Source organism: Burkholderia sp. AU45251 (assembly GCF_030482905.1).
GTDB classification, from domain to species: domain Bacteria; phylum Pseudomonadota; class Gammaproteobacteria; order Burkholderiales; family Burkholderiaceae; genus Burkholderia; species Burkholderia aenigmatica.
The window spans coordinates 186,364-210,853 of sequence record NZ_JAUJQH010000009.1 but is presented as its reverse complement, the minus strand read 5'-3'; the positions used below and the strand labels follow the sequence as shown (position 1 = coordinate 210,853).

The 24,490-nt window shown below is 65.1% G+C and carries 24 protein-coding genes; 11 read left to right on the top strand and 13 right to left on the bottom strand.

Annotated features, from left to right (window positions below; genetic code table 11):
* The first annotated feature begins 160 nt into the window (after window positions 1-160).
* Together obgE and proB are read left to right on the top strand one after the other, a co-directional pair.
* On the top strand, window positions 161-1,273 hold the full coding sequence (gene obgE / locus QZM67_RS20010) for a GTPase ObgE (protein WP_175021542.1): 1,113 nt from the start codon (window positions 161-163) through the stop codon (window positions 1,271-1,273).
* A gap of 90 nt (window positions 1,274-1,363) precedes the next feature.
* Window positions 1,364-2,482, top strand: a complete 1,119-nt coding sequence (gene proB, locus QZM67_RS20005) for a glutamate 5-kinase (RefSeq protein ID WP_301806055.1) — start codon at window positions 1,364-1,366, stop codon at window positions 2,480-2,482.
* Between the two features lie 99 nt (window positions 2,483-2,581).
* On the opposite strand, the gene QZM67_RS20000 is transcribed toward proB, so the two are convergent.
* Window positions 2,582-3,190: a CNP1-like family protein gene (locus tag QZM67_RS20000; protein ID WP_301806052.1), complete on the bottom strand. Its 609-nt coding sequence runs from the start codon at window positions 3,188-3,190 to the stop codon at window positions 2,582-2,584.
* A 13-nt stretch (window positions 3,191-3,203) separates the two neighbouring features.
* Window positions 3,204-3,851, bottom strand: a complete 648-nt coding sequence (locus QZM67_RS19995) for an RNA pyrophosphohydrolase (RefSeq protein ID WP_011350862.1) — start codon at window positions 3,849-3,851, stop codon at window positions 3,204-3,206.
* 228 nt (window positions 3,852-4,079) lie between these two features.
* Here QZM67_RS19995 and QZM67_RS19990 point away from each other — a divergent pair, with 228 nt between their 5' ends.
* Both QZM67_RS19990 and QZM67_RS19985 read left to right on the top strand, forming a co-directional pair.
* Window positions 4,080-5,816, top strand: coding sequence for a proline--tRNA ligase (locus tag QZM67_RS19990; protein ID WP_175021544.1), 1,737 nt, complete (start codon window positions 4,080-4,082; stop codon window positions 5,814-5,816).
* 21 nt (window positions 5,817-5,837) lie between these two features.
* Entirely contained in the window at window positions 5,838-6,440 is a 603-nt protein-coding gene (locus QZM67_RS19985; protein WP_043191416.1) for a MarC family protein, read from the top strand.
* Between the two features lie 94 nt (window positions 6,441-6,534).
* Here QZM67_RS19985 and QZM67_RS19980 read toward each other — a convergent pair whose 3' ends face one another.
* Both QZM67_RS19980 and ffh read right to left on the bottom strand, forming a co-directional pair.
* The gene (locus QZM67_RS19980) at window positions 6,535-7,086 is read right to left on the bottom strand and encodes a hypoxanthine-guanine phosphoribosyltransferase (RefSeq protein WP_043191413.1); all 552 of its coding nucleotides are present in this window, start codon (window positions 7,084-7,086) and stop codon (window positions 6,535-6,537) included.
* Between the two features lie 94 nt (window positions 7,087-7,180).
* On the bottom strand, window positions 7,181-8,548 hold the full coding sequence (gene ffh / locus QZM67_RS19975) for a signal recognition particle protein (RefSeq protein ID WP_021159890.1): 1,368 nt from the start codon (window positions 8,546-8,548) through the stop codon (window positions 7,181-7,183).
* A gap of 89 nt (window positions 8,549-8,637) precedes the next feature.
* Between ffh and QZM67_RS19970 the strand changes: the two genes are divergently transcribed.
* The 7 genes from QZM67_RS19970 to QZM67_RS19940 all read left to right on the top strand — a co-directional run bounded on the left by QZM67_RS19970 (window position 8,638) and on the right by QZM67_RS19940 (window position 16,662).
* Window positions 8,638-9,531 (top strand): inner membrane protein YpjD, encoded by an 894-nt coding sequence (locus tag QZM67_RS19970; protein WP_043191410.1) that lies wholly within the window; start codon window positions 8,638-8,640, stop codon window positions 9,529-9,531.
* A gap of 13 nt (window positions 9,532-9,544) precedes the next feature.
* Window positions 9,545-9,862, top strand: a complete 318-nt coding sequence (locus QZM67_RS19965) for a PP0621 family protein (protein ID WP_175021545.1) — start codon at window positions 9,545-9,547, stop codon at window positions 9,860-9,862.
* Window positions 9,859-10,449: a 1,6-anhydro-N-acetylmuramyl-L-alanine amidase AmpD gene (gene ampD / locus QZM67_RS19960; RefSeq protein WP_175021546.1), complete on the top strand. Its 591-nt coding sequence runs from the start codon at window positions 9,859-9,861 to the stop codon at window positions 10,447-10,449. The genes QZM67_RS19965 and ampD overlap by 4 nt, the downstream gene beginning before the upstream one ends.
* 451 nt (window positions 10,450-10,900) lie before the next feature.
* Entirely contained in the window at window positions 10,901-13,897 is a 2,997-nt protein-coding gene (locus QZM67_RS19955) for a ribonucleoside-diphosphate reductase subunit alpha (RefSeq protein WP_301806045.1), read from the top strand.
* 365 nt (window positions 13,898-14,262) lie between these two features.
* Window positions 14,263-15,474, top strand: coding sequence for a ribonucleotide-diphosphate reductase subunit beta (locus QZM67_RS19950; protein ID WP_043191395.1), 1,212 nt, complete (start codon window positions 14,263-14,265; stop codon window positions 15,472-15,474).
* A gap of 83 nt (window positions 15,475-15,557) precedes the next feature.
* Window positions 15,558-15,884, top strand: coding sequence for a hypothetical protein (locus tag QZM67_RS19945; protein WP_175021548.1), 327 nt, complete (start codon window positions 15,558-15,560; stop codon window positions 15,882-15,884).
* 28 nt (window positions 15,885-15,912) lie between these two features.
* Entirely contained in the window at window positions 15,913-16,662 is a 750-nt protein-coding gene (locus tag QZM67_RS19940; RefSeq protein ID WP_301806042.1) for a histone H1-like DNA-binding protein, read from the top strand.
* Window positions 16,663-16,911: 249 nt separating this feature from the next.
* Here QZM67_RS19940 and QZM67_RS19935 read toward each other — a convergent pair whose 3' ends face one another.
* From QZM67_RS19935 to QZM67_RS19895, 9 genes are all read right to left on the bottom strand, one after another.
* On the bottom strand, window positions 16,912-17,385 hold the full coding sequence (locus QZM67_RS19935; protein WP_021161893.1) for a glycine zipper 2TM domain-containing protein: 474 nt from the start codon (window positions 17,383-17,385) through the stop codon (window positions 16,912-16,914).
* Window positions 17,386-17,404: 19 nt separating this feature from the next.
* Window positions 17,405-18,343 carry a carbohydrate kinase family protein gene (locus QZM67_RS19930; RefSeq protein ID WP_301806040.1) on the bottom strand — a complete coding sequence of 313 codons (939 nt, stop codon included), beginning with the start codon at window positions 18,341-18,343 and terminating at the stop codon, window positions 17,405-17,407.
* Window positions 18,344-18,428: 85 nt separating this feature from the next.
* Window positions 18,429-18,932, bottom strand: a complete 504-nt coding sequence (gene tpx, locus QZM67_RS19925; RefSeq protein ID WP_043191388.1) for a thiol peroxidase — start codon at window positions 18,930-18,932, stop codon at window positions 18,429-18,431.
* 73 nt (window positions 18,933-19,005) lie between these two features.
* Window positions 19,006-20,352 (bottom strand): DUF3426 domain-containing protein, encoded by a 1,347-nt coding sequence (locus QZM67_RS19920; protein WP_301806037.1) that lies wholly within the window; start codon window positions 20,350-20,352, stop codon window positions 19,006-19,008.
* A gap of 45 nt (window positions 20,353-20,397) precedes the next feature.
* A complete protein-coding gene (gene prmA / locus QZM67_RS19915) occupies window positions 20,398-21,300 on the bottom strand; it encodes a 50S ribosomal protein L11 methyltransferase (RefSeq protein ID WP_205822259.1) in 903 nt (300 codons plus the stop codon).
* A 2-nt stretch (window positions 21,301-21,302) separates the two neighbouring features.
* Window positions 21,303-22,670: an acetyl-CoA carboxylase biotin carboxylase subunit gene (gene accC / locus QZM67_RS19910; RefSeq protein WP_021161890.1), complete on the bottom strand. Its 1,368-nt coding sequence runs from the start codon at window positions 22,668-22,670 to the stop codon at window positions 21,303-21,305.
* An 84-nt stretch (window positions 22,671-22,754) separates the two neighbouring features.
* Window positions 22,755-23,225, bottom strand: coding sequence for an acetyl-CoA carboxylase biotin carboxyl carrier protein (accB, locus tag QZM67_RS19905; protein ID WP_175021552.1), 471 nt, complete (start codon window positions 23,223-23,225; stop codon window positions 22,755-22,757).
* A 66-nt stretch (window positions 23,226-23,291) separates the two neighbouring features.
* Window positions 23,292-23,744, bottom strand: a complete 453-nt coding sequence (aroQ, locus tag QZM67_RS19900; RefSeq protein WP_060372817.1) for a type II 3-dehydroquinate dehydratase — start codon at window positions 23,742-23,744, stop codon at window positions 23,292-23,294.
* A 194-nt stretch (window positions 23,745-23,938) separates the two neighbouring features.
* Window positions 23,939-24,490, bottom strand: a complete 552-nt coding sequence (locus QZM67_RS19895; protein WP_175021632.1) for a TlpA disulfide reductase family protein — start codon at window positions 24,488-24,490, stop codon at window positions 23,939-23,941.

The following is a 24,490-nucleotide window of genomic DNA, read 5'->3' as shown; positions in this document are numbered from 1 at the left end:
AAAGGCCCCGCAGTCTTCGCGGGGCCTTTTTTTATTTGGCCGCCGGGCGCGTGTGCGTTCGGGCGGCCATCGCGCAACCGGCGTACGATCGGCCGAACGGCAGATTGTTCAAGCGTGCCGGCGCGCGGCACAATAGCGGAAATACTGGGCGGAGTGACGAATGAAGTTCATTGACGAAGCACGAATCGAAGTCATCGCCGGAGACGGAGGCGATGGCAGCGCGTCGATGCGCCGCGAGAAATTCGTCCCGTTCGGCGGGCCGGACGGCGGCGACGGCGGCCGGGGCGGTAGCGTGTACGCGATCGCCGACCGCAACATCAACACGCTGATCGACTACCGTTACGCGAAGAAGCATCTGGCGCGCAACGGCGAAAACGGGCGCGGCTCGGATTGCTACGGCAAGGGTGGCGACGACGTCACGCTGCGCATGCCGGTCGGCACGATGATCAGCGACATGGATACCGGCGAGCTGATCGCCGACCTGACCGAGCACGACCAGCAGGTGATGCTGGCGCAGGGCGGGTCCGGCGGGCTCGGCAACCTGCATTTCAAGTCGAGCACGAACCGCGCGCCGCGCCAGAAGACGGACGGCAAGCCCGGCGAGCGTCGCATGCTGAAGCTCGAGCTCAAGGTGCTCGCCGATGTCGGTCTGCTCGGCATGCCGAACGCGGGCAAGTCAACGTTCATCTCGTCGGTGTCGAACGCAAGGCCGAAGATTGCCGACTACCCGTTCACGACGCTTGCGCCGAATCTTGGCGTGGTGCGTGTCGGCCCGAGCAAGAGCTTCGTGATCGCCGACATCCCGGGGCTGATCGAGGGTGCCGCCGAAGGCGCGGGCCTCGGCCATCAGTTCCTGCGCCACCTGCAGCGCACCGGCGTGCTGCTGCATCTCGTCGATCTCGCGCCGTTCGACGAAAGCGTCGATCCGGTTGCGGAAGCGACGGCGATCGTCGGCGAGCTGCGCAAGTACGACGAAGCGCTCTACGAGAAGCCGCGCTGGCTCGTGCTGAACAAGCTCGACATGGTGCCGGAAGACGAGCGCAAGGCGCGCGTCGCGGATTTCCTCGAGCGCTTCGAGTGGGACGGCCCCGTGTTCGAGATCTCGGCACTGACGGGCCAGGGCTGTGAAGCGCTGTGCTACGCGATCTTCGACTACCTCTCCGAACATTCGGACGCGCATCGCGCGGCGGAGGCGGAAGATCTCGCGGCGGACGTGCGCTTCCGCGACGCGCCGCCTGCCAAAGGCGATGTGACGCCGGGCGACGACGCCTGAGTTGTTCCGGAACGCGCCGGGCGTGCCGCCCGGCGTCGGCGTTCAATCGCGTCCGGCCGGGCAGGCATCAGATACAGGAGACAGTGCAGGATGCGTTCGATCATCGCGGATTCGAAGCGATTGGTGGTGAAGGTGGGTTCCAGCCTCGTGACCAACGACGGCAAGGGGCTCGATCATGCAGCAATCGGCCGCTGGGCGGCGCAGATCGCCGCGCTGCGTGCGCAAGGCAAGGAAGTCGTGCTCGTCAGTTCGGGCGCGATTGCCGAAGGGATGCAGCGGCTCGGCTGGAGCAAGCGGCCGCGGGAAATCGACGAGTTGCAGGCTGCCGCCGCAGTCGGCCAGATGGGGCTCGCGCAGGTCTATGAGAGCCGCTTCACCGAGCACGACATCCGCACCGCGCAGATCCTGCTCACGCATGCCGACCTGGCAGACCGCGAGCGTTACCTGAATGCGCGTTCGACGCTGCTGACACTGTTACGGCTTGGCGTCGTGCCGATCATCAACGAGAACGACACGGTCGTCACCGACGAAATCAAGTTCGGCGACAACGACACGCTCGGCGCGCTCGTTGCAAACCTGATCGAAGGCGATGCACTGATCATCCTGACCGACCAGACGGGGCTGTTCACGGCCGATCCGCGCAAGGATCCGAACGCGACGCTCGTTGCGGAAGCCAGCGCAGGCGCGCCGGAACTCGAGGCCATGGCGGGCGGTGCAGGCTCGAGCCTTGGCCGCGGCGGGATGCTGACGAAGATCCTCGCGGCGAAACGTGCGGCGCACAGCGGCGCGAATACCGTGATCGCGAGCGGCCGGGAGACTGACGTGCTCGTGCGTCTGGCGGCCGGCGAGGCGATCGGCACGCAACTGATCGCACGTACCGCGCGGATGGCGGCGCGCAAGCAGTGGATGGCCGACCATCTTCAGGTGCGCGGCCACGTCGTGATCGACGCAGGCGCGGTCGAGAAGCTGACGGCCGGCGGCAAGAGCCTGCTGCCGATCGGCGTGGTCGGCGTGCAGGGCGCGTTCGCGCGCGGTGAAGTCATCGCGTGTGTCGATCCTGCCGGGCGCGAAGTGGCGCGTGGGCTTACGAACTACAGCAGTGCGGAGACGAAGCTGATTCACCGCAAGCCGAGCGGCGAGATCGAATCCGTGCTCGGCTACATGCTGGAGCCCGAGTTGATCCATCGCGACAACCTGGTGCTGGTGTGACCATTCGCGTCTTCGGTTCCGGCCATCAAATGTAAAAGCCCGCGTGATGCGGGCTTTTTTCATGCGGCGGACAGGCGGCACGGCGGGCGCCGCGCGCCGTCAGCGCAACTGGCTCATCGCGGTGCGGTGAAACCGGATGTTCTCCAGGATCTGCTGGGTCGTGCCCTGCGGCATCTTGTTCGAGCAGAAGTAGTCCTGATAGAGCGCCGAGTGGTAGGCATTCAGCTCGCCGTTCTCGATGCGCCGCCAGTCGTTCTCGACCGTGCGATCCCAGCCGTCGTGTTCCGAATTCAGGCCGGCATACTGGCGCCACTCGTAAGTGTCGCAGCGGATACCTTCGTAGTTCACGTTGCGCGCACCGGCCGGGCTCGTGATGACGACTGCGAAGCGCACGACGCCATCGGTGCCGACCGCGAGCGACTTCGCATCGACGAAGAACTTGAGCGGTGTGTTCTGCGATACGTTGAACGGCAGCAGGTCACCCGCCTGCGGCAGCGGCGGCAGCGAATCGACCGCGTTTTCCTTCCAGGTTCCCTGGCGGTCCAGCAGATACACGAACTCGCTGTCGTCCTTGTTGGTCGGCGTCTTCGAATTCGCGCAACCTGCCAGCGTGGTCACCGCGGCAATCGATGCGAGCGCGAGAGCAATCGCTTTCAATATGCATTCCTCGTAAAAAAAGGGCGCGACACCAAGGTCGCGCCCGGTCATGCAGTTCGATTCGTCATTTACCGACGATCACGTGGGGCGGCATCTCGTCGAGCGTGCTCGCTTCCACTTCGATCTCCGAACAGACTACCGATGTGTCGACAATCGTCAGCGTCTGCTGGGCCTGCACGCCAATGACGCGCGGATAGCGCGACAGACGCGGCCCGCGCGGCTTCTCGGCTCGCTGCGCCGGGCGGCGCAGGAAGCGCGACAGTTCCGTCAGCGCCAACTGATAGACATCCCGCTTGAACTCGATCACCGCATCGAGCGGCACCCAGTACTCGTTCCAGCGCCACGCATCGAACTCCGGGTGGTCGGTCGCGCGCAAGCAAATGTCGCAATCGCGTCCAACCATCCGCAGCAGGAACCAGATCTGCTTCTGGCCGCGGTAATGACCGCGTACTTCGCGTTTAATGAACTTGTCAGGCACCTCATAACGCAACCAGTCGCGGGTGCGGCCGATTATCTTGACGTGTTCCGGATGCAGGCCCGTTTCCTCGTGCAGTTCCCGGTACATCGCCTGCATGGGGGTCTCGCCGTACTTGATCCCACCTTGAGGAAACTGCCAGGAATGCTCGCGGAGCCGCTTGCCCCAAAACACCTCGTTGCGCGCGTTCAAGAGGATGATGCCGACGTTCGGGCGAAAGCCTTCACGATCCAGCATACAACCACCTTCGAATCCTTTAAAATTGCTTTGATTATAAACAGATAACGGGCGCTGCGCACCGTGACGGAGCGAATCCGCACGGTGCGTGCCGGTTGAATTGTCCCTGATTAGTCTGCTACGTCGTCTGCGCCATCGTCGTTCATCGTTGTTCGCCGCGCGCAGCTTTTTCACCTTGAAACTTTTTCGGGCGCCCCGCCTGGGGGCGCCGTTTTTGGAACCGTCCGCATGAAAGCTTCCCGTTTCTTTATCGGCACCCTGAAAGAAGCACCCGCCGACGCAGAGATCGTCAGCCACAAGCTGATGGTGCGCGCCGGCATGATCCGTCGTGTCGCCGGCGGCATCTATAACTACCTGCCGGTCGGCCTGCGTTCGATTCGCAAGGTCGAGGCGATCGTGCGCGAGGAAATGAACCGGGCGGGCGCCATCGAGCTGCTGATGCCGGCCGTGCAACCAGCCGAACTGTGGCAGGAATCGGGCCGCTGGGAACAGTACGGCCCCGAGCTGCTGCGCTTCAAGGACCGCAAGGACAATGACTTCGTGATCGGGCCGACGCACGAGGAAGTCATCACCGACATCGCGCGCAACCAGATCAAGAGCTACCGGCAGATGCCGGTGAACTTCTACCAGATCCAGACGAAGTTCCGCGACGAGATCCGCCCGCGCTTCGGCGTGATGCGCGGCCGCGAATTCATCATGAAGGACGCGTACTCGTTCGACAAGGATGCGGCCGGCCTGAACGAGTCGTATCGCAAGATGTACGACGCGTACGTGCGCATCTTCACGCGCCTCGGCCTGGAATTCCGCGCGGTCGCGGCCGACAGCGGCTCGATCGGCGGCAACTTCTCGCACGAATTCCACGTGATCGCCGACACCGGTGAAGACGCGATCGCCTACTGCCCGACGTCCGAATTCGCGGCGAACATCGAGGCGGCCGAAGCACTGCCGCTGATCGCCGAGCGCGCGGCGCCGGCCGAAGCGATGGAGAAGGTCGCGACGCCCGGCAAGGCGAAGTGCGAAGCCGTCGCCGAACTGCTGGCCATCCCGCTCGAGCGCACGATCAAGTCGATCGTGCTCGCGACCGACAACGAAGGCGCCGAGCCGACCATCTGGCTCGTGATGCTGCGCGGCGATCACGATCTGAACGAGATCAAGGTGTCGAAGCTGCCGGGCCTGAAGAACCACCGCTTCGCGACCGAACAGGAAATCGTCGAGTGGTTCGGCACGCCGCCGGGTTATCTCGGCCCGGTCGGCACGAAGAAGCCGGTGAAAGTGATTGCCGATCGCACGGTCGCAAACATGAGCGACTTCGTCGTCGGCGCGAACGAGGTCGACTATCACATCGCGGGTGTGAACTGGGGCCGCGACCTGCCGGAGCCGGACGTTGCCGACGTGCGCAACGTGAAGAAGGGCGATCCGTCGCCGGACGGCAAGGGCGTGATCGACATCTGCCGCGGCATCGAGGTCGGCCACGTGTTCCAGCTCGGCACCAAGTATTCGGAAGCGATGGGTGCGACGTTCCTCGACGAATCGGGCAAGCCGCAGCCGATGCTGATGGGTTGCTACGGCGTCGGCGTCACGCGTATTCTCGGCGCGGCGATCGAGCAGAACTTCGACGACAAGGGCATCATCTGGCCGGAATCGATCGCGCCGTTCGAAGTCGTGCTGTGCCCGATGGGCTATGACCGCAGCGACATGGTGCGCGAGACCGCCGACAAGCTGTACGCGGAACTCGTCGCAGCCGGCATCGACGTGATCCTCGACGACCGCGGCGAGCGCCCGGGCGTGATGTTCGCCGACTGGGAGCTGATCGGCGTGCCGCATCGCCTCGTGATCGGCGAGCGCGGGCTGAAGGAAGGCAAGATCGAGTATCAGGGCCGCCGCGACGCCGAAGCGACGCTGCTGCCGGCGGAATCGGCCGCGGCCACGGTCGTGGAGAAGATCCGCGCCGCGCTCGCGCGCTAAGCGCACCGACCGGGGAACGCGGTGGAATACACCTTCATGTCGGCCACCGTGCTCCTGGTGCTGATCACCGATCCGCTCGGTAACATCCCGCTGTTCATTTCGGCGATGCGGGATGTGCCGCGCGAGCGGCGCGTGAAGCTGATCCTGCGTGAAGTGGGGATCGCGTTCGTGATCCTGCTGTTCTTCATGCTGGTCGGCGATCGCTTCCTGCGGATGATGAGTCTCACCGACCTGTCGCTGCGGCTCGGCGGCGGGATCGTGCTGTTCCTGATCGCGCTGCGGATGATCTTCCCGCATCCGGACGGTGCGCTCGGCAGCGATCCGCGCGCGGGCGGCGAGCCGTTCATCGTCCCGCTCGCGATTCCGGCGCTCGCCGGGCCGTCCGCGCTCGCGACGGTGATGCTGCTGACGTCGCAGGGGCCCGGCAAGATGCTCGAGTGGGTCGGCGCGCTGACGGTCACGATGATCGTCTGCGCGGTGACGCTGGTGCTGGCCGAGCGGATCCAGCAATGGATCGGCGAGCGCACCGTCGCGGCGTTCGAGCGGCTGATGGGGCTCGTGCTCGTCGCGATTTCGGTCGAGATGATGCTGGGCGGTATCCGCGCGTTCGTGCACCAGTTGTAGGGCGGGGCGGCGCGCACCCAAGACGCCCCAAAAAAAGCGGCGCTCCGGGAAACCGGAGCGCCGCTTTCTATTGATAGCGTGCGGAGCGGGGCGCTCAGACGTTCGTGGTCAGCGCACGGATCGTCGGCAGGTTGCGCCAGTAGCCCTTTGCATCCATCCCGCAGCCGAACACGTAACGGTCCGGCACCGCGAAACCGCAGAAGTCGGGGTGCAGCGGCTTGGCCTTCGCGAGCGTCTTCTCGCACAGCACGGCCGACATGAAGCGCTTGGCGCCCATGTCCAGGATACGGTCGCGGATCGCGGCCATCGTCTCGCCTTCGTCGAGGATGTCGTCGAGCACGAGCACGATCCGGTCCTTCACCGATTCGCGCGGCGCGACGCGCCAGTGCATTTCCGGGCTGCCCTGCGTCGTATTGCGGTAGCGGGTCAGGTGGATGTAGTCGAATTCGAGCGGGAAATCGAGATGCGGCAGCAGCATCCCGGTAAACACCGCGGCGCCACCCATCACCGAGAGAACGAGCGGGAACGCATCGCCGATCTCGGCGCGGATCGCGTCGGCCATCCGGGAGATCGACGCATTGACGGCGTCCACCGAGACGATCTCTTCGGAGTGGTTGAAAATGTGGAGGGCTTCTTCGCGGTTCATGTGTTCTGGCGGGCAGTCGGTATACAAATAAGAATGAAGCAGAACGGCTGGCGCGCGCTACAGCAAAAACCCGCGCGCCGGCCGCCGGGCGGAATCAGCGCATGCCGGGCATCATGCCCTTCAGGCCGCGCATCATCTTCTGCATGTTGCCGCCCTTCAGCTTCTTCATCATCGTACGCATCTGGTCGTACTGGTTCAGCATCCGGTTGACTTCCTGCACCGGCACGCCCGCGCCGGCTGCAATGCGGCGCTTGCGCGTCGCCTTGATGATCTCGGGTTTCGCGCGCTCGGCGGGCGTCATCGAGCTGATGATGCCTTCCATCCGGCGGATCGACTTCTCGGCCTGGCCCATGTCGGCGCCGGCCGCCGCCTGCTGGAACTGCGCAGGCAGCTTGTCCATCAGCGACGACAGGCCGCCCATGTTCTTCATCTGCGAGATCTGCGCGCGGAAATCGTTCAGGTCGAAGTCGCCGCCTTTCTTGACCTTGTCGGCGAGCTTCTGTGCGGCCTGCACGTCGACGCCGCGTTGCGCCTCCTCGACGAGCGCGAGGATGTCGCCCATGCCGAGGATCCGGTTCGCCATCCGGTCGGGGTGGAACACCTCGAGGCCGTCGAGCTTTTCGGCGACACCGACGAACTTGATCGGCTTGCCCGTGACGTGACGCACCGACAGCGCGGCGCCGCCGCGCGAATCGCCGTCGAGCTTGGTCAGCACGACGCCGGTGAGCGGCAGCGTGTCGTTGAACGCCTTCGCGGTGTTGACCGCGTCCTGGCCGAGCATCGCGTCGACGACGAACAGCGTTTCGGCCGGCTTCAGCGTGCCGTGCAGCGCGGCGATTTCCTGCATCATCGCCTCGTCGATGCCGAGGCGGCCGGCCGTATCGACGATCAGCACGTCATGGTAGTGGCGCTTCGCCCAGTCGACGGCCGCGACTGCGATGTCGACGGGTTTCTGGTCCGGCGTGGACGGGAAGAAGTCGGCACCGACCTGTTCGCTCACCGTTTTCAGCTGCATGATTGCGGCCGGGCGATACACGTCGCACGATACGGTCAGCACCTTCTTCTTGTACTTCTCGCGCAGCAGCTTCGCGAGCTTGCCGGCGGTCGTGGTCTTGCCCGCGCCCTGCAGGCCGGCCATCAGGATCACCGCGGGCGGCGTGACCGCGAGGTTCAGCTCGGCGGCCTTGCCTTCGTAGTCGCCGCCGATCACGGCGGTCAGTTCCTTCTGGACCACGCCGACCAGCGCCTGACCCGGCGACAGGCTGCTGATCACTTCTTCGCCGAGCGCCTTTTCCTTGACCTTGGCGATGAATTCGCGGACGACCGGCAGCGAGACGTCGGCCTCCAGCAATGCGAGACGCACCTCGCGGAGCATCTCCTGCGTGTTCGCCTCGGTAAGCCGGGCCTCGCCGCGCAGCGTCTTGACGACGCGCGCCATCCGTTGAGTGAGATTGTCGAGCATGGGGAGCGATGGACAGTGGGGCCCGAAGGCGCGGCGGAACCGAACAAAGGGAGCCGTCGCGGGAAGGGGGCCTAGTGTAAACTTCGAACATGGATATTGTACTGTATGCCCTCACTGCATTCCTGTACGGCGGCCTTGCCGTCGCAGGCTGGCGCACGCACCGCCAAGGCGCGACGCCGCTCGTCGCGAGCGTGCCGGCCGTGCCGGTTCCCGCGTCCGCCGCGTCCGGGATGAGCGGGGCCGGCCGCGCGCTGCTGTTCGCCGCGCTGGTCGCGCATGGCGTACTGCTCCACATGACGATCTTTCCGAACGACTCGATGGTGTTCGGCTTCGCGTTCGCGCTGTCCGCGATGTTCTGGCTCGGCGCCGGCATCTACTGGATCGAGAGCTTCTTCTTCCCGCTCGACAGCCTGCGCCTGCTGGTGCTGCCGCTGGCGTGCGTCGCGTCGTTGCTGCCGCTCGTGTTTGGTGGCGTGCGGGTGCTTCCTTATGCCGCAGCGCCGCTGTTCAAGCTGCATTTCCTGATCGCGAACATCGCATACGGCCTGTTCGCGATCGCGGCGCTGCACGCGATCCTGATGCTGATGGTCGAGCGGCGCCTGCAGTCGCTGAGGAGCGGCGGGCGCGACGGCTCGACGGGCTGGATCGCGAGCTGGCTCGAGACGCTGCCGCCGCTGCTGACGCTCGAGAAGCTGCTGTTCCGCCTGATCGGCGCCGGCTTCGTGCTGCTCACGCTGACGCTTGCGTCGGGCATCCTGTTCAGCGAGCAGGTCGACGCGCGCGCGCTGCGGCTCGACCACAAGACCGTGTTCGCGATCCTGTCGTGGCTGATGTTCGGCGGCCTGCTGGTCGCCCGCAAGACGTCGGGCTGGCGTGGCCGTGGCGCCGCGCGCTGGGTGCTCGTGTCGTTCGCCGCGCTGCTGCTCGCGTATGTCGGCAGCCGGTTCGTTTTCGAGGTGCTGCTGCACCGTTCCGTGGTTTGAACGCAGGTTTCCGATGCGACAGATTCTTCTCCTGATTCTTCTCTTCTTCGCGGGTTCGTGGATCACGCGCAAGCTGCGCCAGGCCCAGGAACAAGCGCAGGCGCGCACCGGCCGTGGCGCCGGCTACGACGGTACGCCCGGCGCCGGCGGCGCGGGTTCGGCGCGCCCGAACGGCGACGCGCGGTCGCTGCCCGAGCCGATGGTGCGCTGCGCCGAATGTGGCGTGCATGCGCCGAAGGGCGACGCCGTCACCGCGGGCGGCGAATACTTCTGCAGCGCCGAGCACGCGCAGCGCCACGCTGCGCGTACGAGCGGTCACGACGCACGATGAGCGACGCGCCGCTGCTGTCGGTCGACGCGAACGGTTGGGTGCGCGAAGCGCGCCATGCACCGTCGCCGAACTTCGAGGTGCGGCCCGCGGGCGCGGTGCCGACGCTCGTGGTCGTCCACAACATCAGCCTGCCGCCCGGCGAATTCGGCGGCGATGCGATCGAGGCGCTGTTCCTCAATCGCCTCGACTGCGATGCGCACCCCTATTACCAGCGCCACCTGCTCGACGTGCGCGTGTCTGCACACTTCCTGATCCGCCGCAGCGGCGAGCTCGTGCAGTTCGTGTCGTGCGACGAGCGCGCGTGGCACGCGGGCTCGTCCGAGTTCTTCGGCCGGCCGCGCTGCAACGACTTCTCGATCGGCATCGAGCTCGAAGGCGCGGACGACGTGCCGTTCGACGACGCGCAGTACGCGATGCTCGCCGCGCTCTCCCGCGCGCTCGCCGCACGCTATCCGGTCGATGCATTCGCGGGACACTCGGACGTCGCGCCGGGCCGCAAGACCGACCCGGGCCCGCATTTCGATTGGCAACGCTTCGCGAGCGATGCCGGTTTTTCCGCCGAATACTTTCCTTTCCGTCAGCACTGATCGCGGGGTTTTTTGAGCGGAGAAAGTTTTTTCTCCGACCAATGCCTTGTCGTGTCTGCGCGTGAGCGATGTCAAGACCTCCATCGCAAATTATCCGTTTGGACGTCCTCCGAATGTCCACTATACTTGGTGCCAGTTGAGCAGTTCTGCACTAGATCTAGTGTGTGTCGCAGGGGAAACCCGAGCGGCACCGGCCGGCGGGCAACGCCGGCGGACAGGGTTCTCAGGGCGGCGCGTCAGGCCGGGCGGTCCGGGCGTCGCGATCAGCGCAGCGAACTTCGACGGGGCAGGGTACACATGACGAAGCACACGACCGGATCGGTTGTCGCGCATCGACCGAACCGGCTTCCCCGACGCATCGCTCGCCTCTTACCGCTCGCGCACCGCGTTGCGCAGCGTTCGTTTTAATCCGCGGTTCTCTCCGCACCATCCAACACCAGGAGCTTTGCACATGCAAACCACCGACAACGCGACGTCCCAGTACGAGAGCGCCTCGAGCCGTCCGCTCGGCGGGACCGAACAGGGCGCGAAGGCGCTCGCGCCGCAGGCCACGTTCGCCGACTACAAGGTGATCCGCCGCAACGGCAGCGTCGTGTCGTTCGAACCTTCGAAGATCGCGATCGCGGTGACCAAGGCTTTCCTGGCCGTCAATGGCGGGCAGGGTGCGGCATCGGCGCGCGTGCGCGAGCAGGTCGAGCAACTGACGCACAACGTCGTGCGCGCGCTCGTGCGCAGCCGCCCGAACGGCGGTACGTTCCATATCGAAGACATCCAGGACCAGGTCGAACTCGCGCTGATGCGCGGCGGCGAGCACAACGTCGCGCGTGCGTACGTGCTGTATCGCGAGAAGCGTCACCTCGAGCGCCAGAACGCGGGCGAGGAAGCAGCGGCAGCAGGCGGCGAGGCGAGCACCGGCATCAACGTCGTCGACAACGGCGTCACGCGTCCGCTCGACCTGAACGCGCTGCGCGCACTGATCGTGTCGGCCTGCGAAGGCCTTGGCACCGCGGTTAACCCTGATCCGATCGTCGCCGAAACGGTGAAGAACCTGTACGACGGCGTGCCGATGAGCCAGGTCTACGACTCGGCGATCCTGGCTGCGCGCACGATGATCGAAAAGGATCCGGCATACAGCCAGGTCACGTCCCGCATCCTGCTGCACACGATCCGTCGCGAGATCCTCGGCGAGGAAGTGGTCCAGGCCGAGATGTCGACCCGTTACGCGGAATACTTCCCGCAGTTCCTGAAGCGCGGCGTCGACGCCGGCCTGCTCGACGACAAGCTGCTGCAGTTCGACCTGACGCGCCTCGGCGCAGCGCTCGACGCGAACCGCGACCTGCAGTTCGGCTACCTCGGCCTGCAGACGCTGTACGACCGCTACTTCCTGCACGTCGACGGCAGCCGCATCGAAATGCCGCAGGCATTCTTCATGCGCGTCGCGATGGGCCTGTCGCTGAACGAGATCGACCGCGAAACGCGCGCGATCGAGTTCTACAACGTGCTGTCCAGCTTCGACTTCATGAGCTCGACGCCGACGCTGTTCAACTCGGGCACGCACCGCTCGCAGCTGTCGTCGTGCTACCTGACGACGGTCGCGGACGATCTCGACGGCATCTATGAAGCGCTGAAGGAAAACGCGCTGCTGTCGAAGTTCGCCGGCGGCCTGGGCAACGACTGGACGCGCGTGCGTGCACTCGGCTCGCATATCAAGGGCACGAACGGCAAGTCGCAAGGCGTGGTCCCGTTCCTGAAGGTCGTCAACGACACGGCCGTCGCGGTCAACCAGGGCGGCAAGCGCAAGGGCGCGGTCTGCGCGTACCTCGAATCGTGGCACCTCGACATCGAGGAGTTCCTCGAGCTGCGCAAGAACACGGGCGACGACCGCCGCCGTACGCACGACATGAACACGGCGAACTGGATTCCCGACCTGTTCATGAAGCGCGTGATGGAAGGCACCGACTGGACGCTGTTCTCGCCGTCGACCTGCCCGGACCTGCACGACAAGTTCGGCGCGGAATTCGAGGCGGCTTACACGGCTTACGAAGACAAGGTCGCGCGCGGCGAGATCAAGCTGTTCAAGAAGATCCCGGCGCAGCAACTCTGGCGCAAGATGCTCGGCATGCTGTTCGAGACGGGCCACCCGTGGATCACGTTCAAGGATCCGTGCAACGTGCGCTCGCCGCAGCAGCACGTCGGCGTCGTCCACTCGTCGAACCTGTGCACGGAAATCACGCTGAACACGAGCGACACCGAAATCGCGGTGTGCAACCTCGGCTCGGTGAACCTGGTCGCCCACCTGGTGAAGCAGGCCGACGGCAGCTACGCGCTCGACCACGAGAAGCTGAAGCGCACGATCAGCGTCGCGATGCGCATGCTCGACAACGTGATCGACATCAACTACTACGCGGTGCCGAAGGCGCGTAACTCGAACCTGAAGCACCGTCCGGTCGGCATGGGCATCATGGGCTTCCAGGACTGCCTGCACCTGCTGCGCACGCCGTACGCGTCGGAAGCGGCCGTCGAGTTCGCCGATCGTTCGATGGAAGCGGTCTGCTACTACGCGTACTACGCGTCGACTGAGCTGGCCGAAGAGCGCGGCCGCTACTCGAGCTACCGCGGCTCGCTGTGGGATCGCGGCATCCTCCCGCAGGACACGCTGAAGCTGCTGACGGAAGCACGTGGCGGCTACGTCGAAGTCGACACGTCCGAATCGCTCGACTGGACGTCGCTGCGTTCGCGGATCGCCTCGCACGGCATGCGCAACTCGAACTGCGTCGCGATCGCGCCGACGGCGACGATCTCGAACATCATCGGCGTGTCGGCGTGTATCGAGCCGACCTTCCAGAACCTGTACGTGAAGTCGAACCTGTCGGGCGAATTCACGGTGGTGAACGAGTACCTGGTGCGCGACCTGAAGGAACGCGGCCTGTGGGACGAAGTGATGGTCGCCGACCTGAAGTACTTCGACGGCATGCTGTCGCGCATCGACCGCATCCCGGCCGACCTGCGCGCGATCTACGCGACCGCGTTCGAAGTCGACCCGACGTGGCTGGTCGAAGCGGCGTCGCGTCGCCAGAAGTGGATCGACCAGGCGCAGTCGCTGAACATCTACATGGGCGGCGCGTCGGGCAAGAAGCTCGACGAGGTCTACAAGCTCGCATGGCTGCGCGGCCTGAAGACGACCTACTACCTCCGCACGATGGCGGCGACGCACGTCGAGAAGTCGACGGTCGCACACGGCGCGCTGAACGCAGTTCCGACGAGCGGCGGTTCGAGCAGCGGCGGCGCGCAAGGCGCGGCCGGCGGCTTCGGTGCGGCAGGCGGCGCAGCATCGTCGTCGGGCGCAGTCGACGCGGCACCGGCACTCGCGCCGGTCGAGGCAGATGGTCCGGTGTGCACGATGCGTCCGGGCGATCCCGGCTTCGACGAATGCGAAGCGTGCCAGTAACGCAGTGCGCCTGACCTGAGAAGACGGTCAGCGCGGCGCACACGGCAACCGATCGAGGTTGAAGTGTGCGCCGCTCTCAACTAAAAAAATGATAAGGAATCTGTAACGCGGCACCTGCGTTGCAGGCAGTGACAAGCGATCGAAACATCCCCGACGACGTCGCGTTTCGATCAGCGTTCGATGCGTCGAGCGCACCTCGCGAACCATGCTTGACTCACATCGCGCGCTGCATGAACGACGATGCGTTGCTCAAAGTGTTGTATCGAGGTCGCAGCGCGAATCGAAAAAAGGATTTTTCGTGAGCGAACCCTTTTATCGCTCAGGAAAAGATGGTACAAACCGTTCTAAATTGATGGTGAGAATTTATGCTCAACTGGGATGAAGAGAAGACTGCCGTAACTCCCGCGAGCGGAGCGCAGCAAAACGCGATGCGCCCCTCCGCAGGAACGGCTGTCGGACTGCAGGCTGCAACGCCTGCCGCCCATCAGGTCCGCGACATTTTCGAAGGCGATCTTGCGGTGCCGCCGCAAGCATCGGCTGTTCCCGCCGGCGGTTCGGAAGCGCGGGTCAATGTCGCCGACAAGCGCATCATCAACGGCCAGACTGACGTCAATCAGCTGGTGCCGTTCAAGTACAAGTGGGCGTGGGAAAAGTATCTGGCCGGTTGCGCGAACCACTGGATGCCGCAGGAAATCAACATGTCCCGCGACATCGCTCTGTGGAAGGACCCGAACGGTCTGACCGAGGACGAGCGCCGCATCGTGAAGCGCAACCTCGGCTTCTTCGTGACGGCCGATTCGCTCGCGGCGAACAACATCGTGCTCGGCACGTACCGCCACATCACGGCGCCCGAATGCCGGCAGTTCCTGCTGCGCCAGGCGTTCGAAGAGGCGATCCACACGCACGCGTACCAATACATTGTCGAATCGCTCGGTCTCGACGAAGGCGAGATCTTCAACGCGTACCACGAGGTCACGTCGATCCGCGCGAAGGACGAATTCCTGATCCCGTTCATCCACACGCTGACGGATCCGGCCTTCAAGACCGGCACGCTCGAAGCGGATCAGAAGCTGCTGAAGTCGCTGATCGTGTTCGCCTGCATCATGGAAGGCCTGTTCTTCTATGTCGGGTTCACGCAGATCCTCGCACTCGGCCGCCAGAACAAGATGACGGGTGCTGCAGAGCAATATCAGTACATCCTGCGCGACGAGTCGATGCACTGCAACTTCGGCATCGACCTGATCAACCAGATCAAGCTCGAGAATCCGCATCTCTGGACCGCCGAATTCCGCGCCGAGATCCGCGAGCTGTTCAAACAGGCTGTCGAACTCGAATACCGCTACGCCGAGGACACGATGCCGCGCGGCGTGCTGGGTTTGAACGCGTCGATGTTCAAGAGCTATCTGCGCTTCATCAGCAACCGCCGTTGCCAGCAGATCGGCCTCGACCCGCTGTACCCGAACGAGGAAAACCCGTTCCCGTGGATGAGCGAGATGATCGACCTGAAGAAGGAACGCAACTTCTTCGAGACGCGTGTGATCGAGTATCAGACGGGCGGCGCGCTGTCCTGGGAATAACCCGCAGCAGCGAACCCGTCACATGATGTGAGCAGCCGGCGGCCTCTCGGCCCCGGCCCAAGGTTTAGGAGCAAGAACGCCTGATGCAAAGCATGCCCGGTGCCTTAACGGCCCAACGATACGACAGGCACTTTGCGAACCCTTCAGTGGGATGGGCAAACTTCCCTCCGGAAAAAGCGGACAGCCGTGTGGCGGTCCGCTTGATCAAGCGATTAGGGGTAGCGGCGCGAGGCGCGCCGGCTACCGACTTGATTTGGCGCGCGAGGCCGGGTGGTCACGCGCGCCATACCGTATTCATTAGCGTAAGCGCGTGGTATCCGCGTACGCCGATGAATAGCCCGCTTCGAAGCGCACGTCCTGAACAGCGTCCGCGGGAAGCGGGTTTTGACGAAGGGTGTAGTTTGAACTGACTCTCATCTGAACCTGAAGGAGAACAACATGGCTACCGCCAAGAAGAAACCGGCTGCTAAGAAGGTTGCTGCCAAGAAGACCGTTGCGAAGAAGGCTGCTGCTCCGGCGAAGAAGGCCGCTGCAGTGAAGAAAGTTGCTGCGAAGAAGGTCGCGGTGAAGAAGGTTGCCGCGAAGAAGGCAGCACCGGCCAAGAAGGCCGCAGTGAAGAAGGTTGCTGCGAAGAAGGCAGCACCGGCGAAGAAGGCCGCAGTGAAGAAGGTTGCTGCGAAGAAAGTCGCAGTGAAGAAGGTTGCTGCGAAGAAGGCAGCACCGGCGAAGAAGGCCGCAGTGAAGAAGGTTGCTGCGAAGAAAGTCGCAGTGAAGAAGGTCGCTGCGAAGAAGGCCGCACCGGCGAAGAAGGCTGCTGCGAAGAAGGCCGCGCCGGCGAAGAAGGCTGCTGCCAAGAAGGCTGCGCCTGCTGCGAAGAAGGCTGCCGCGAAGAAGGCTGCGCCTGCCGCGAAGAAGGCTGCGCCTGCTGCGAAGAAGGCTGCCCCTGCGAAGAAGGCCGCTGCTCCGGCGAAGAAGGCTGCTGCTCCGGCGAAGACGGCTGCTGCTGCTCCGGCTCCGGCCAAGAAGGCTGCTGCTCCGAAGAAGGCTGCTGCGCCGAAGAAGGCCGTCGTGAAGAAGGCTGCACCGGCAACGACCGCGTCGACCGCATCGGTTGCGCCGGCATCGGGCGTGAAGACCGCGCTCAACCCGGCAGCGGCATGGCCGTTCCCGACCGGCAGCCGTCCGTAATCGAGGCTGACCCGGACACTCACGTGGTGTCCGTGGGTTGAGTAGCGCTACTCAATCAGTCCCGCCATCTGGCTCAGGTGGCGGGATTTTTTTCGTCCGTCTTTGCCGATGTGCCGAGGGCCGTACGCCGGGGGCCCGTATGCCGGGTGCCCCGTATGCCGGCCCACGGCGAGTACGGACAAAAAAAACGCATGTGCAGCTTCGCACATGCGTTCGACCGCGGCTTGCGCCGCGTGCTGAGGTACCCGGTTAGTGCGTGACGCGCGTGACACCGCCGCTCGACAGCAGTCGCACGCGCTCGCCGGCGCGGAACGCTTCGCCGCTTGCCGCTTGCGTGATCGAGCGCAGATCGCCGTTGTCGAGGCGCACGGTGATTTCGACACCGTTCGCCGTGCTGAGGTTTTCGCCGACCGCGTTGCCTGCGACCGCGCCGACGAGGCCGCCGGCGATCGCGGTCAGGATCGATCCCTTGCCGCCGCCGATCGCGCTGCCTGCGACTGCGCCGAGCGCGCCGCCGCCGAGCGTGCCGATTGCGCTGCCGCCGCCGTCGGACTGGATGCGCACCGCACGGACGCTTTCCACCGTGCCCATGCGGACCGTCTGTTCGCGCTGCGCCTGGCCGACGCTATAGACATCCGCCGAGCCCGGTGCGGTGAAGCAGCCGGTGAGCGTCAGCGAGGCCGTCAGCATGGCCGCGAGCGTGAGGGTCTTTTTCGTCAACATCTTTGCTCTCCCACAATATTCATTTGAGACTGTAACCGAATGCAGCCTCGAAGCGCGCGTCGATCTCGGCGCGCGTCAGTACGTAAGTCTGGGGCCCCTGGTGGGCGATCTTGATCGAGCCCATCAGGCTCGCGAGGCGGCCCGTGGTTGCCCAGTCGAGGCCATGTTCGATGCCGTACAGCAGGCCACCCCGGAAGGCATCGCCACAGCCGGTCGGATCGGCGATCCGCTCGGCCGGCACGACAGGAATCTGCTCCGTGCCCTGCTTGTGGCGGATGGTCGCGCCGTGCTCGCCACGCGTAATGACGAGGGCGTCGACCCGGCTGGCGATTTCATCTTCGGACCATCCCGTCTTGTCGCTCACCAGCTTGGCCTCGTAGTCGTTGACCGCTACATAGGTCGCAAGTTCAATGCTGCGGCGCAGCGTCGCACCGTCGAACAGCGGCAGGCCCTGGCCCGGATCGAACACGAACGGCACACCGGCCTTGGCGAGCTCTTCCACGTGCTGCACCATCCCGTCGAAGCCGTCCGGGCCGACGATCGCGAGCTTGATGCCCGGCGCGTCGCCTGCGTGGTTCAGGTGCGACTGCATCATCGCGCCCGGGTGGAACGCCGTGATCTGGTTGTTGTCGAGATCGGTCGTGATCATCGCCTGCGCCGTATACGTGTCGGGCAGCACGCGAACGTGGTCACGGCGCAGGCCGAGCTGGTCGAGCCGGTCGAGATACGGCTGAGCGTCGAGCGCGCCTATCGTCCCCATGATGCGCGCATCGCCGCCGAGCAGGTGCAGCGCGTACGCGATGTTGCCCGCGCAGCCACCGAATTCGCGGCGCATCGTCGGCACGAGGAAGCTCAGGTTGATGAGGTGCACCTGGTCGGGCAGGATGTGCTCGCGGAACCGCCCTTCGAAAGTCATGATGGAATCGTAGGCGATCGAGCCGCAAATCAACGTAGCCAAGGTGTGCGTTCCTGTAGAAATGAGGGACCCTGCGCGACAGCGCCGCGCGAAAGGCGCGGCGCGGCAGGGAAAAGCGAAAGAAAGCTTACTTCAGTGCGGCGAGCGCAGCATCGTAGTTCGGCTCGTCCTTGATTTCGCCGACGAGTTCCGCGTGGATCACCTTGTCCTGCGCGTCGAGCACGACGACTGCACGTGCGGTCAGGCCGTTCAGCGGGCCGCTCGTCACGTCGACGCCGTACGCGTTCGCGAACGCGCGGCCGGTGCGGAACGTCGAAGCCGTCACGACGTTCTCGAGGCCTTCGGTCGTGCAGAAGCGCGTGGCGGCGAACGGCAGGTCGGCGGACACGACGACGACCACCGTGTTGTCGAGCGACGATGCGGCTTCGTTGAACTTGCGGGTCGACGTCGCGCAGGTCGGCGTGTCGAGGCTCGGGACGATGTTCAGCACCTTGCGCTTGCCGGCGAAGCTGGCGAGCGACACGTCGGCGAGATCCTTGCCGACCAGCTTGAAATCGGCGCCTTGTGCGCCGACGGCCGGGAACGTGCCGGCGAGATCGATCGGGTTGCCACCCAGCGTAACTTTGCTCATGTTCGTGCTCCGAAATAGCGCGCCGCTCGGGCGCGCGGGTTGAGACGGGCGCGCATGTGCGCGCCGCGGCGCGTCACGGATAGAAGATCTGGACGCGGAAATTCGAGGCGGGCGTGCCGTTCGTTTCGAGGCGGACGACCATCGTCTGCGTCGTACCGGGCGGCAACCCGGCGTCGATCGGCGTACCCGGGCGCACGTAGTCGCGCGGCGCGAGCACGCGGCGCACGGTGACGTGGTTGGTATCGTCGAGCAGCGTCAGCTCGAGCGACGGGTACGCGAGTGCGACGCGGTAGCGGTTCGTCAGCGGCACTTTCAGCTCGAGCTCACGCGGGCCGTCGAGCTGGCGCAGGTCGGTGGCGTCGAGCCGCAGGCCGTCGATCGCGCGCGGCGGTGCGACCGTGCAGCCGAGCGGCGCGCAGGCCTGCCGGAACCAGCCCTGCGTGACGGGCCAGTAGATCATCAGCGTTTCGCGCTGCCACCACGCGAGTTGCGCAACGAGCAGCACGGTCAGCGCAGCGGCGACGAGGCCGCCGAAAAAACCGCCGAGCATGCTGCGCCGCTGCGGTGCGCGCGTCTCGCGCGTGACGGCGAAGTGCGGACGATCGTCGTCGGTCAGCGCAGCGGGGAACGGTGCGGCTGGTGCGTTGGCGGCCGTGGCGGGTGTCTCGTCGTGCCGTGTGGTGCTGGTGTCGGGCTCGGATCCAGGTATGGCGACGGCCGGCGCCGGTGTGAACGCAAAACGCGGTTCGCGCGGCGCGTGTTCGTCGTCCGGCACGGCGAAGTGCGCGGTACCGACGGGCTCTGCGGCATCGCGAGCGGTATCTGCGTCCGACGGACGGTGGGCAACGAAGCGGGGCTCACGCGGGTCGCGTTCGACGGGCGCGGCGGATGGTTCGGTATCCTGCGGCGTTTGCGTCTGCGCCGGCAGCGATTCGGCCGCTTGCGCGACGGCAGTGGAGGTGTCCAGTTCAGCCGGGGAGGGCGCGAACGGTGCGGGCGTACCCGACAGGTGAACGACGCCGGCTTCGATGGACGGAAGTGCGAGCGGGATCAGCGGCTCGGTGCGCACGGTCTGCACGCTGTGCTGCAGCGACGGGTCGACGCCGGCATCGAGCCACGGCGCCCACATGTCCCAGCCTTCCGGCTTGTAATCGGTGTCGGAAGGCGACCCGGCCGGCGCATCGGCCGCGAACAGCCGGGCAGGCGGGGCCGGATGGTGCGCGTCGCCGTCATCCGGCGCGGCAGCCGGTTCAGTCAGGACCGGCCCGGCCTGCTGCGCATGCTCGGAAATGAGCGACTCGGATGCGTTGAAGACTTCGTGGCAATGCCCGCAGCGCACGAGCCCTTGATGCAGCGAGAGCTGTTCCTGCTGCAGCCGGAAGACGGTTTCGCAATGAGGGCAGCGCGTCGCAAGAAGCATGTCGAGCCGGGCGGCCTGCTGGCCAGAGTGAAGGACAGCGCTATTCTAATGGCTTTCGCGCCGGGTTCCGGCGAGGCATACCCAACCTTCGTGTTCACGCCAGACCGAGATGTCGACGTAGCGTGCATAGACGGCCGCGACTTCGTCCGCCTGGCGCGCGAGCACGCCCGACAGCGCGATGCGCCCGCCCGGCTTGACCTTCGATGCGAGCATCGACGCCATCAGCTTCAACGGATTCGACAGGATGTTCGCGACGACGATGTCGAATTCGCCGTCCGGGCATGCATCGGGCAGCCCGTACGTGACGTCCGCACGGTTGCGTTCGCTGTTCTGCCGCGCCGATTCGACCGCCTGCGGATCGATGTCGATGCCAATCACGGGGTTCGCCCCGCATTTCTTCGCGAGGATCGCGAGAATGCCCGAGCCGCAGCCGTAGTCGAGCACCGACTGGCCGGGCTTCACCGACTGTTCGAGCCACTCCATGCACAGGCGCGTGGTCGGGTGGCTGCCGGTGCCGAACGCGAGGCCGGGGTCGAGCTCGAGGACGAGCGCATCGGGATCGGGGGCATCGTGCCACGACGGCACGACCCAGATCCGCTCGCCGATCGGGATCGGCTCGAACTGCGATTGCGTGAGCCGCACCCAGTCCTGTTCCTCGACTTCGCGGACGATGAACGTCGGCGTCTCGGCGACGCCGATCTCGTTTGCGGCCGCCGCGAGCAGCACGGCCGGCTCATGGTCGGCCGACAGCAGCGCGACCACGCGCGAGTGCTGCCACGCGGTGCGATCGGGCACGAGGCCCGGCTCGCCGAAGAGCGGCTGTTCGTCGGGCGTGTCGGCGTCGGCGTCTTCGACGGACACCGACAGCGCGCCGAGTTCGAGCAGCGCGTCGGACAGCGCCTCCGCATGCTCACGGGCCAGTTCGACGACGAGTTCGCGGTAGCTCATGCTTACGCTTCTTCCGGTGCGACCTGCTGCTTCTGGGCGAGCCGGTTTTCGAGGTAGTGGATGCTGGTGCCGCCTTCGACGAACTTCGAATCGATCATCAGCTCGCGGTGCAGCGGGATGTTGGTCTGGATGCCTTCGACCACCATTTCGGACAGCGCGATGCGCATCCGGCTGATCGCCTGCTCGCGCGTCGCGCCGTAGGTGATCAGCTTGCCGATCATCGAATCATAGTTCGGCGGCACGAAATAGCCATTGTAGGCGTGCGAATCGACGCGCACGCCAGGACCACCCGGCGTATGCCACGACGTGATCCGGCCCGGCGACGGCGTGAACTTGAACGGATCTTCTGCGTTGATCCGGCATTCGATCGCATGTCCGCGGAACTGGATGTCGCGCTGGCGCAGCGTGAGCTTCTCGCCGGCCGCGATGCGGATCTGTTCCTGCACGATGTCGACGCCCGTGATCAGCTCCGATACCGGGTGCTCGACCTGCACGCGCGTGTTCATCTCGATGAAGTAGAACTCGCCGTTTTCGTACAGGAATTCGAACGTACCCGCGCCGAGGTAGCCCATCTTCTTGCACGCGTCCGCGCAGCGGTCGCCGATGCGGTCGATCAGGCGGCGCGGAATGCCGGGTGCCGGCGCTTCCTCGATCACCTTCTGGTGGCGGCGCTGCATCGAGCAATCGCGCTCGCCGAGCCAGATCGCGTTCTTGTACGCGTCCGACAGCACCTGGATTTCGATGTGGCGCGGGTTCTCGAGGAACTTCTCCATGTACACCTGCGGGTTGCCGAACGCACGGCCGGCTTCCTCGCGGGTCATGTTGACCGCGTTGACGAGCGCGGCTTCGGTGTGCACGACGCGCATCCCGCGCCCGCCACCGCCGCCTGCCGCCTTGATGATGACGGGATAACCGATCGCGCGCGCAATCTTGACGATCTCCTTCGGATCGTCCGGCAACGCGCCTTCCGAGCCCGGCACGCACGGCACGCCGGTCTTGATCATCGTCTGCTTCGCGGTGACCTTGTCACCCATCATGCGGATCGTTTCCGGGCGCGGGCCGATGAACGTGAAGCCCGATTGCTCGACGCGTTCCGCGAAATCGGCGTTCTCCGACAGGAAGCCGTAGCCGGGGTGGATCGCCTCGGCGTCGGTGACTTCCGCGGCGCTGATCAGCGCCGGCATGTTCAGGTAGCTCAGGTTCGACGGGGCCGGGCCGATACAGACGGCTTCGTCCGCGAGGCGCACGTACTTGGCTTCCTTGTCGGCTTCCGAGTAGACGACCACCGTCTTGACGCCGAGCTCGCGGCACGCACGCTGGATGCGCAGCGCGATTTCACCGCGGTTGGCAATGAGGATTTTTTCAAACATAGCGAGTATTCGTCTCTTCGAGGGGCGCGCGAACGGCGCCTGGCGAGCATCGGCGGCGCGCGGCCCGCAGGCCGCGCGGCGGACTTAGCCGATCACGAAAAGCGGCTGGCCGTATTCGACGGCCTGGCCGTTCTCGACGAGGATTTCCTTGATCACGCCGGCCTTGTCCGACTCGATCTCGTTGAGCAGCTTCATCGCTTCGATGATGCAGATCGTCTGGCCTTCCTTGACCGTGTCGCCCACCTGGACGAACGGGTCCGAGCCCGGCGACGGCGCGCGATAGAACGTGCCGACCATCGGCGACGTCACGACGTGGCCCTGCGGGACCGCCGGTGCGGCAGCGCCGCCTGCGACCGGCGCGGCAGCGCCTTCGGTCGGCAGCGCGACCGGAGCGGGCGCGCTGACTTGCGGGGCATACCCAGCCGTCGGCTGCACGTAGACCGGCGGCGCGTTCTTGACGATGCGCACCTTGCCTTCGCCTTCCGTGACTTCCAGCTCGGAGATGCCGGATTCGGAAACGAGGTCGATCAGAGTTTTCAGCTTACGAAGATCCATCGGGAATTCCCCTTTCAATACGTGAAAGCGCCGGTTAGGAGCCGGCGCTGAATCTAGATCGCGAAATCAGCCGCGCGACGTGCCTTGCAGCTTGTCCAGCGCGTACTCGAGCGCGTACAGATAACCTTTCCAGCCGAGCCCGCAGATCACGCCTTCGGCCTGGTCGGAAAAGTAGGAGTGGTGCCTGAACGCTTCGCGGCGGTGCACGTTCGACAGGTGAATCTCGACGAACGGGATGCCAACGCCGGCGATCGCGTCCCGGATCGCGACGCTCGTGTGCGTATACGCGGCCGGATTGATCAGGATGAAATCGGTCTGTTCCTCCCGCGCGGCCTGGATGCGGTCGACCAGCGCACCTTCATGGTTGCTCTGGAACGACGACAGCTCGGCGCCGGCTTCCCGGGCGCGCGCGGCAAGCGCCTGATCGATCTGTGCGAGCGTGACGCGGCCGTACACCTCCGGTTCCCGGGTGCCGAGAAGGTTCAGGTTGGGGCCGTGCAGCACCAGCAATCGTGTCATGGTCGCTTCTATTTCTGCGGAATTGCGCGAACTTTAGCGCTATTTAGAGAAATTTGTCTAGTTTTGCCGAACGGCCGAGCGCGCCGGACCTGCAAGAATTACCGGCACGCATGCAAAGTATCGGCGAATTCACGCGAAATTGCGGCGATCCACGGGCAAATCGCCGCCAACGTGCGGGCCGCCGTTCGGGCAGGTTACAGCGCGTCGAGCGTCTTTTTCAACTCGGCCGGTTGGATTTGTCCCAATTTTGTCTCGCGAATTTTGCCGGTTTCGTCGATGACGATCGTAAACGGCAACGCGCCGGCGGTATTTCCGAAATTACGGGCCAGATCGGCGCCCGCATATCCGCTGACGAAGACCGGATAGTCGACCTTCACCTTCTGCAGAAAGTTCTTCACGTTCTGTTCGGAATCGACGCCGATCCCGATGAAACGGATGCCCTTCTGTTTGTACTGATGCGACAGCGCGACGAGCTCCGGCATCTCCTCGACGCACGGGCCGCACCACGACGCCCAGAAATTGATGACGACCTTCTGCCCCTTGAAGGCGGACAGCGTGGCCGGCTTCCCGTCGGTGCCCGTCAGTGACGCCGCCCACAACTGTTCGACCGGGCTGCCGTGTGCGGCGGGCGCGGCGACGGCGACGCCGTCATCGGCGGTGCCGCGGAACCAATGGCCGGCGGTGAGCCCGCCGGCAACGGCGGCGGCCGCGACGACCGCGAGCGCCAACATGCGTTTCATCATCAT

Coding starts and splice junctions, on each gene's coding strand:
- obgE (WP_175021542.1), top strand. CDS start 161: ATGAAGTTCATTGACGAAGCACGAATCGAAGTCATCGCCGGAGACGGA.
- proB (WP_301806055.1), top strand. CDS start 1,364: ATGCGTTCGATCATCGCGGATTCGAAGCGATTGGTGGTGAAGGTGGGT.
- QZM67_RS20000 (WP_301806052.1), bottom strand. CDS start 3,190: ATGACCGGGCGCGACCTTGGTGTCGCGCCCTTTTTTTACGAGGAATGC.
- QZM67_RS19995 (WP_011350862.1), bottom strand. CDS start 3,851: ATGCTGGATCGTGAAGGCTTTCGCCCGAACGTCGGCATCATCCTCTTG.
- QZM67_RS19990 (WP_175021544.1), top strand. CDS start 4,080: ATGAAAGCTTCCCGTTTCTTTATCGGCACCCTGAAAGAAGCACCCGCC.
- QZM67_RS19980 (WP_043191413.1), bottom strand. CDS start 7,086: ATGAACCGCGAAGAAGCCCTCCACATTTTCAACCACTCCGAAGAGATC.
- ffh (WP_021159890.1), bottom strand. CDS start 8,548: ATGCTCGACAATCTCACTCAACGGATGGCGCGCGTCGTCAAGACGCTG.
- QZM67_RS19970 (WP_043191410.1), top strand. CDS start 8,638: ATGGATATTGTACTGTATGCCCTCACTGCATTCCTGTACGGCGGCCTT.
- QZM67_RS19965 (WP_175021545.1), top strand. CDS start 9,545: ATGCGACAGATTCTTCTCCTGATTCTTCTCTTCTTCGCGGGTTCGTGG.
- ampD (WP_175021546.1), top strand. CDS start 9,859: ATGAGCGACGCGCCGCTGCTGTCGGTCGACGCGAACGGTTGGGTGCGC.
- QZM67_RS19955 (WP_301806045.1), top strand. CDS start 10,901: ATGCAAACCACCGACAACGCGACGTCCCAGTACGAGAGCGCCTCGAGC.
- QZM67_RS19950 (WP_043191395.1), top strand. CDS start 14,263: ATGCTCAACTGGGATGAAGAGAAGACTGCCGTAACTCCCGCGAGCGGA.
- QZM67_RS19945 (WP_175021548.1), top strand. CDS start 15,558: ATGCAAAGCATGCCCGGTGCCTTAACGGCCCAACGATACGACAGGCAC.
- QZM67_RS19940 (WP_301806042.1), top strand. CDS start 15,913: ATGGCTACCGCCAAGAAGAAACCGGCTGCTAAGAAGGTTGCTGCCAAG.
- QZM67_RS19935 (WP_021161893.1), bottom strand. CDS start 17,385: ATGTTGACGAAAAAGACCCTCACGCTCGCGGCCATGCTGACGGCCTCG.
- tpx (WP_043191388.1), bottom strand. CDS start 18,932: ATGAGCAAAGTTACGCTGGGTGGCAACCCGATCGATCTCGCCGGCACG.
- QZM67_RS19920 (WP_301806037.1), bottom strand. CDS start 20,352: ATGCTTCTTGCGACGCGCTGCCCTCATTGCGAAACCGTCTTCCGGCTG.
- prmA (WP_205822259.1), bottom strand. CDS start 21,300: ATGAGCTACCGCGAACTCGTCGTCGAACTGGCCCGTGAGCATGCGGAG.
- accC (WP_021161890.1), bottom strand. CDS start 22,670: ATGTTTGAAAAAATCCTCATTGCCAACCGCGGTGAAATCGCGCTGCGC.
- accB (WP_175021552.1), bottom strand. CDS start 23,225: ATGGATCTTCGTAAGCTGAAAACTCTGATCGACCTCGTTTCCGAATCC.
- aroQ (WP_060372817.1), bottom strand. CDS start 23,744: ATGACACGATTGCTGGTGCTGCACGGCCCCAACCTGAACCTTCTCGGC.
- QZM67_RS19895 (WP_175021632.1), bottom strand. CDS start 24,490: ATGATGATGAAACGCATGTTGGCGCTCGCGGTCGTCGCGGCCGCCGCC.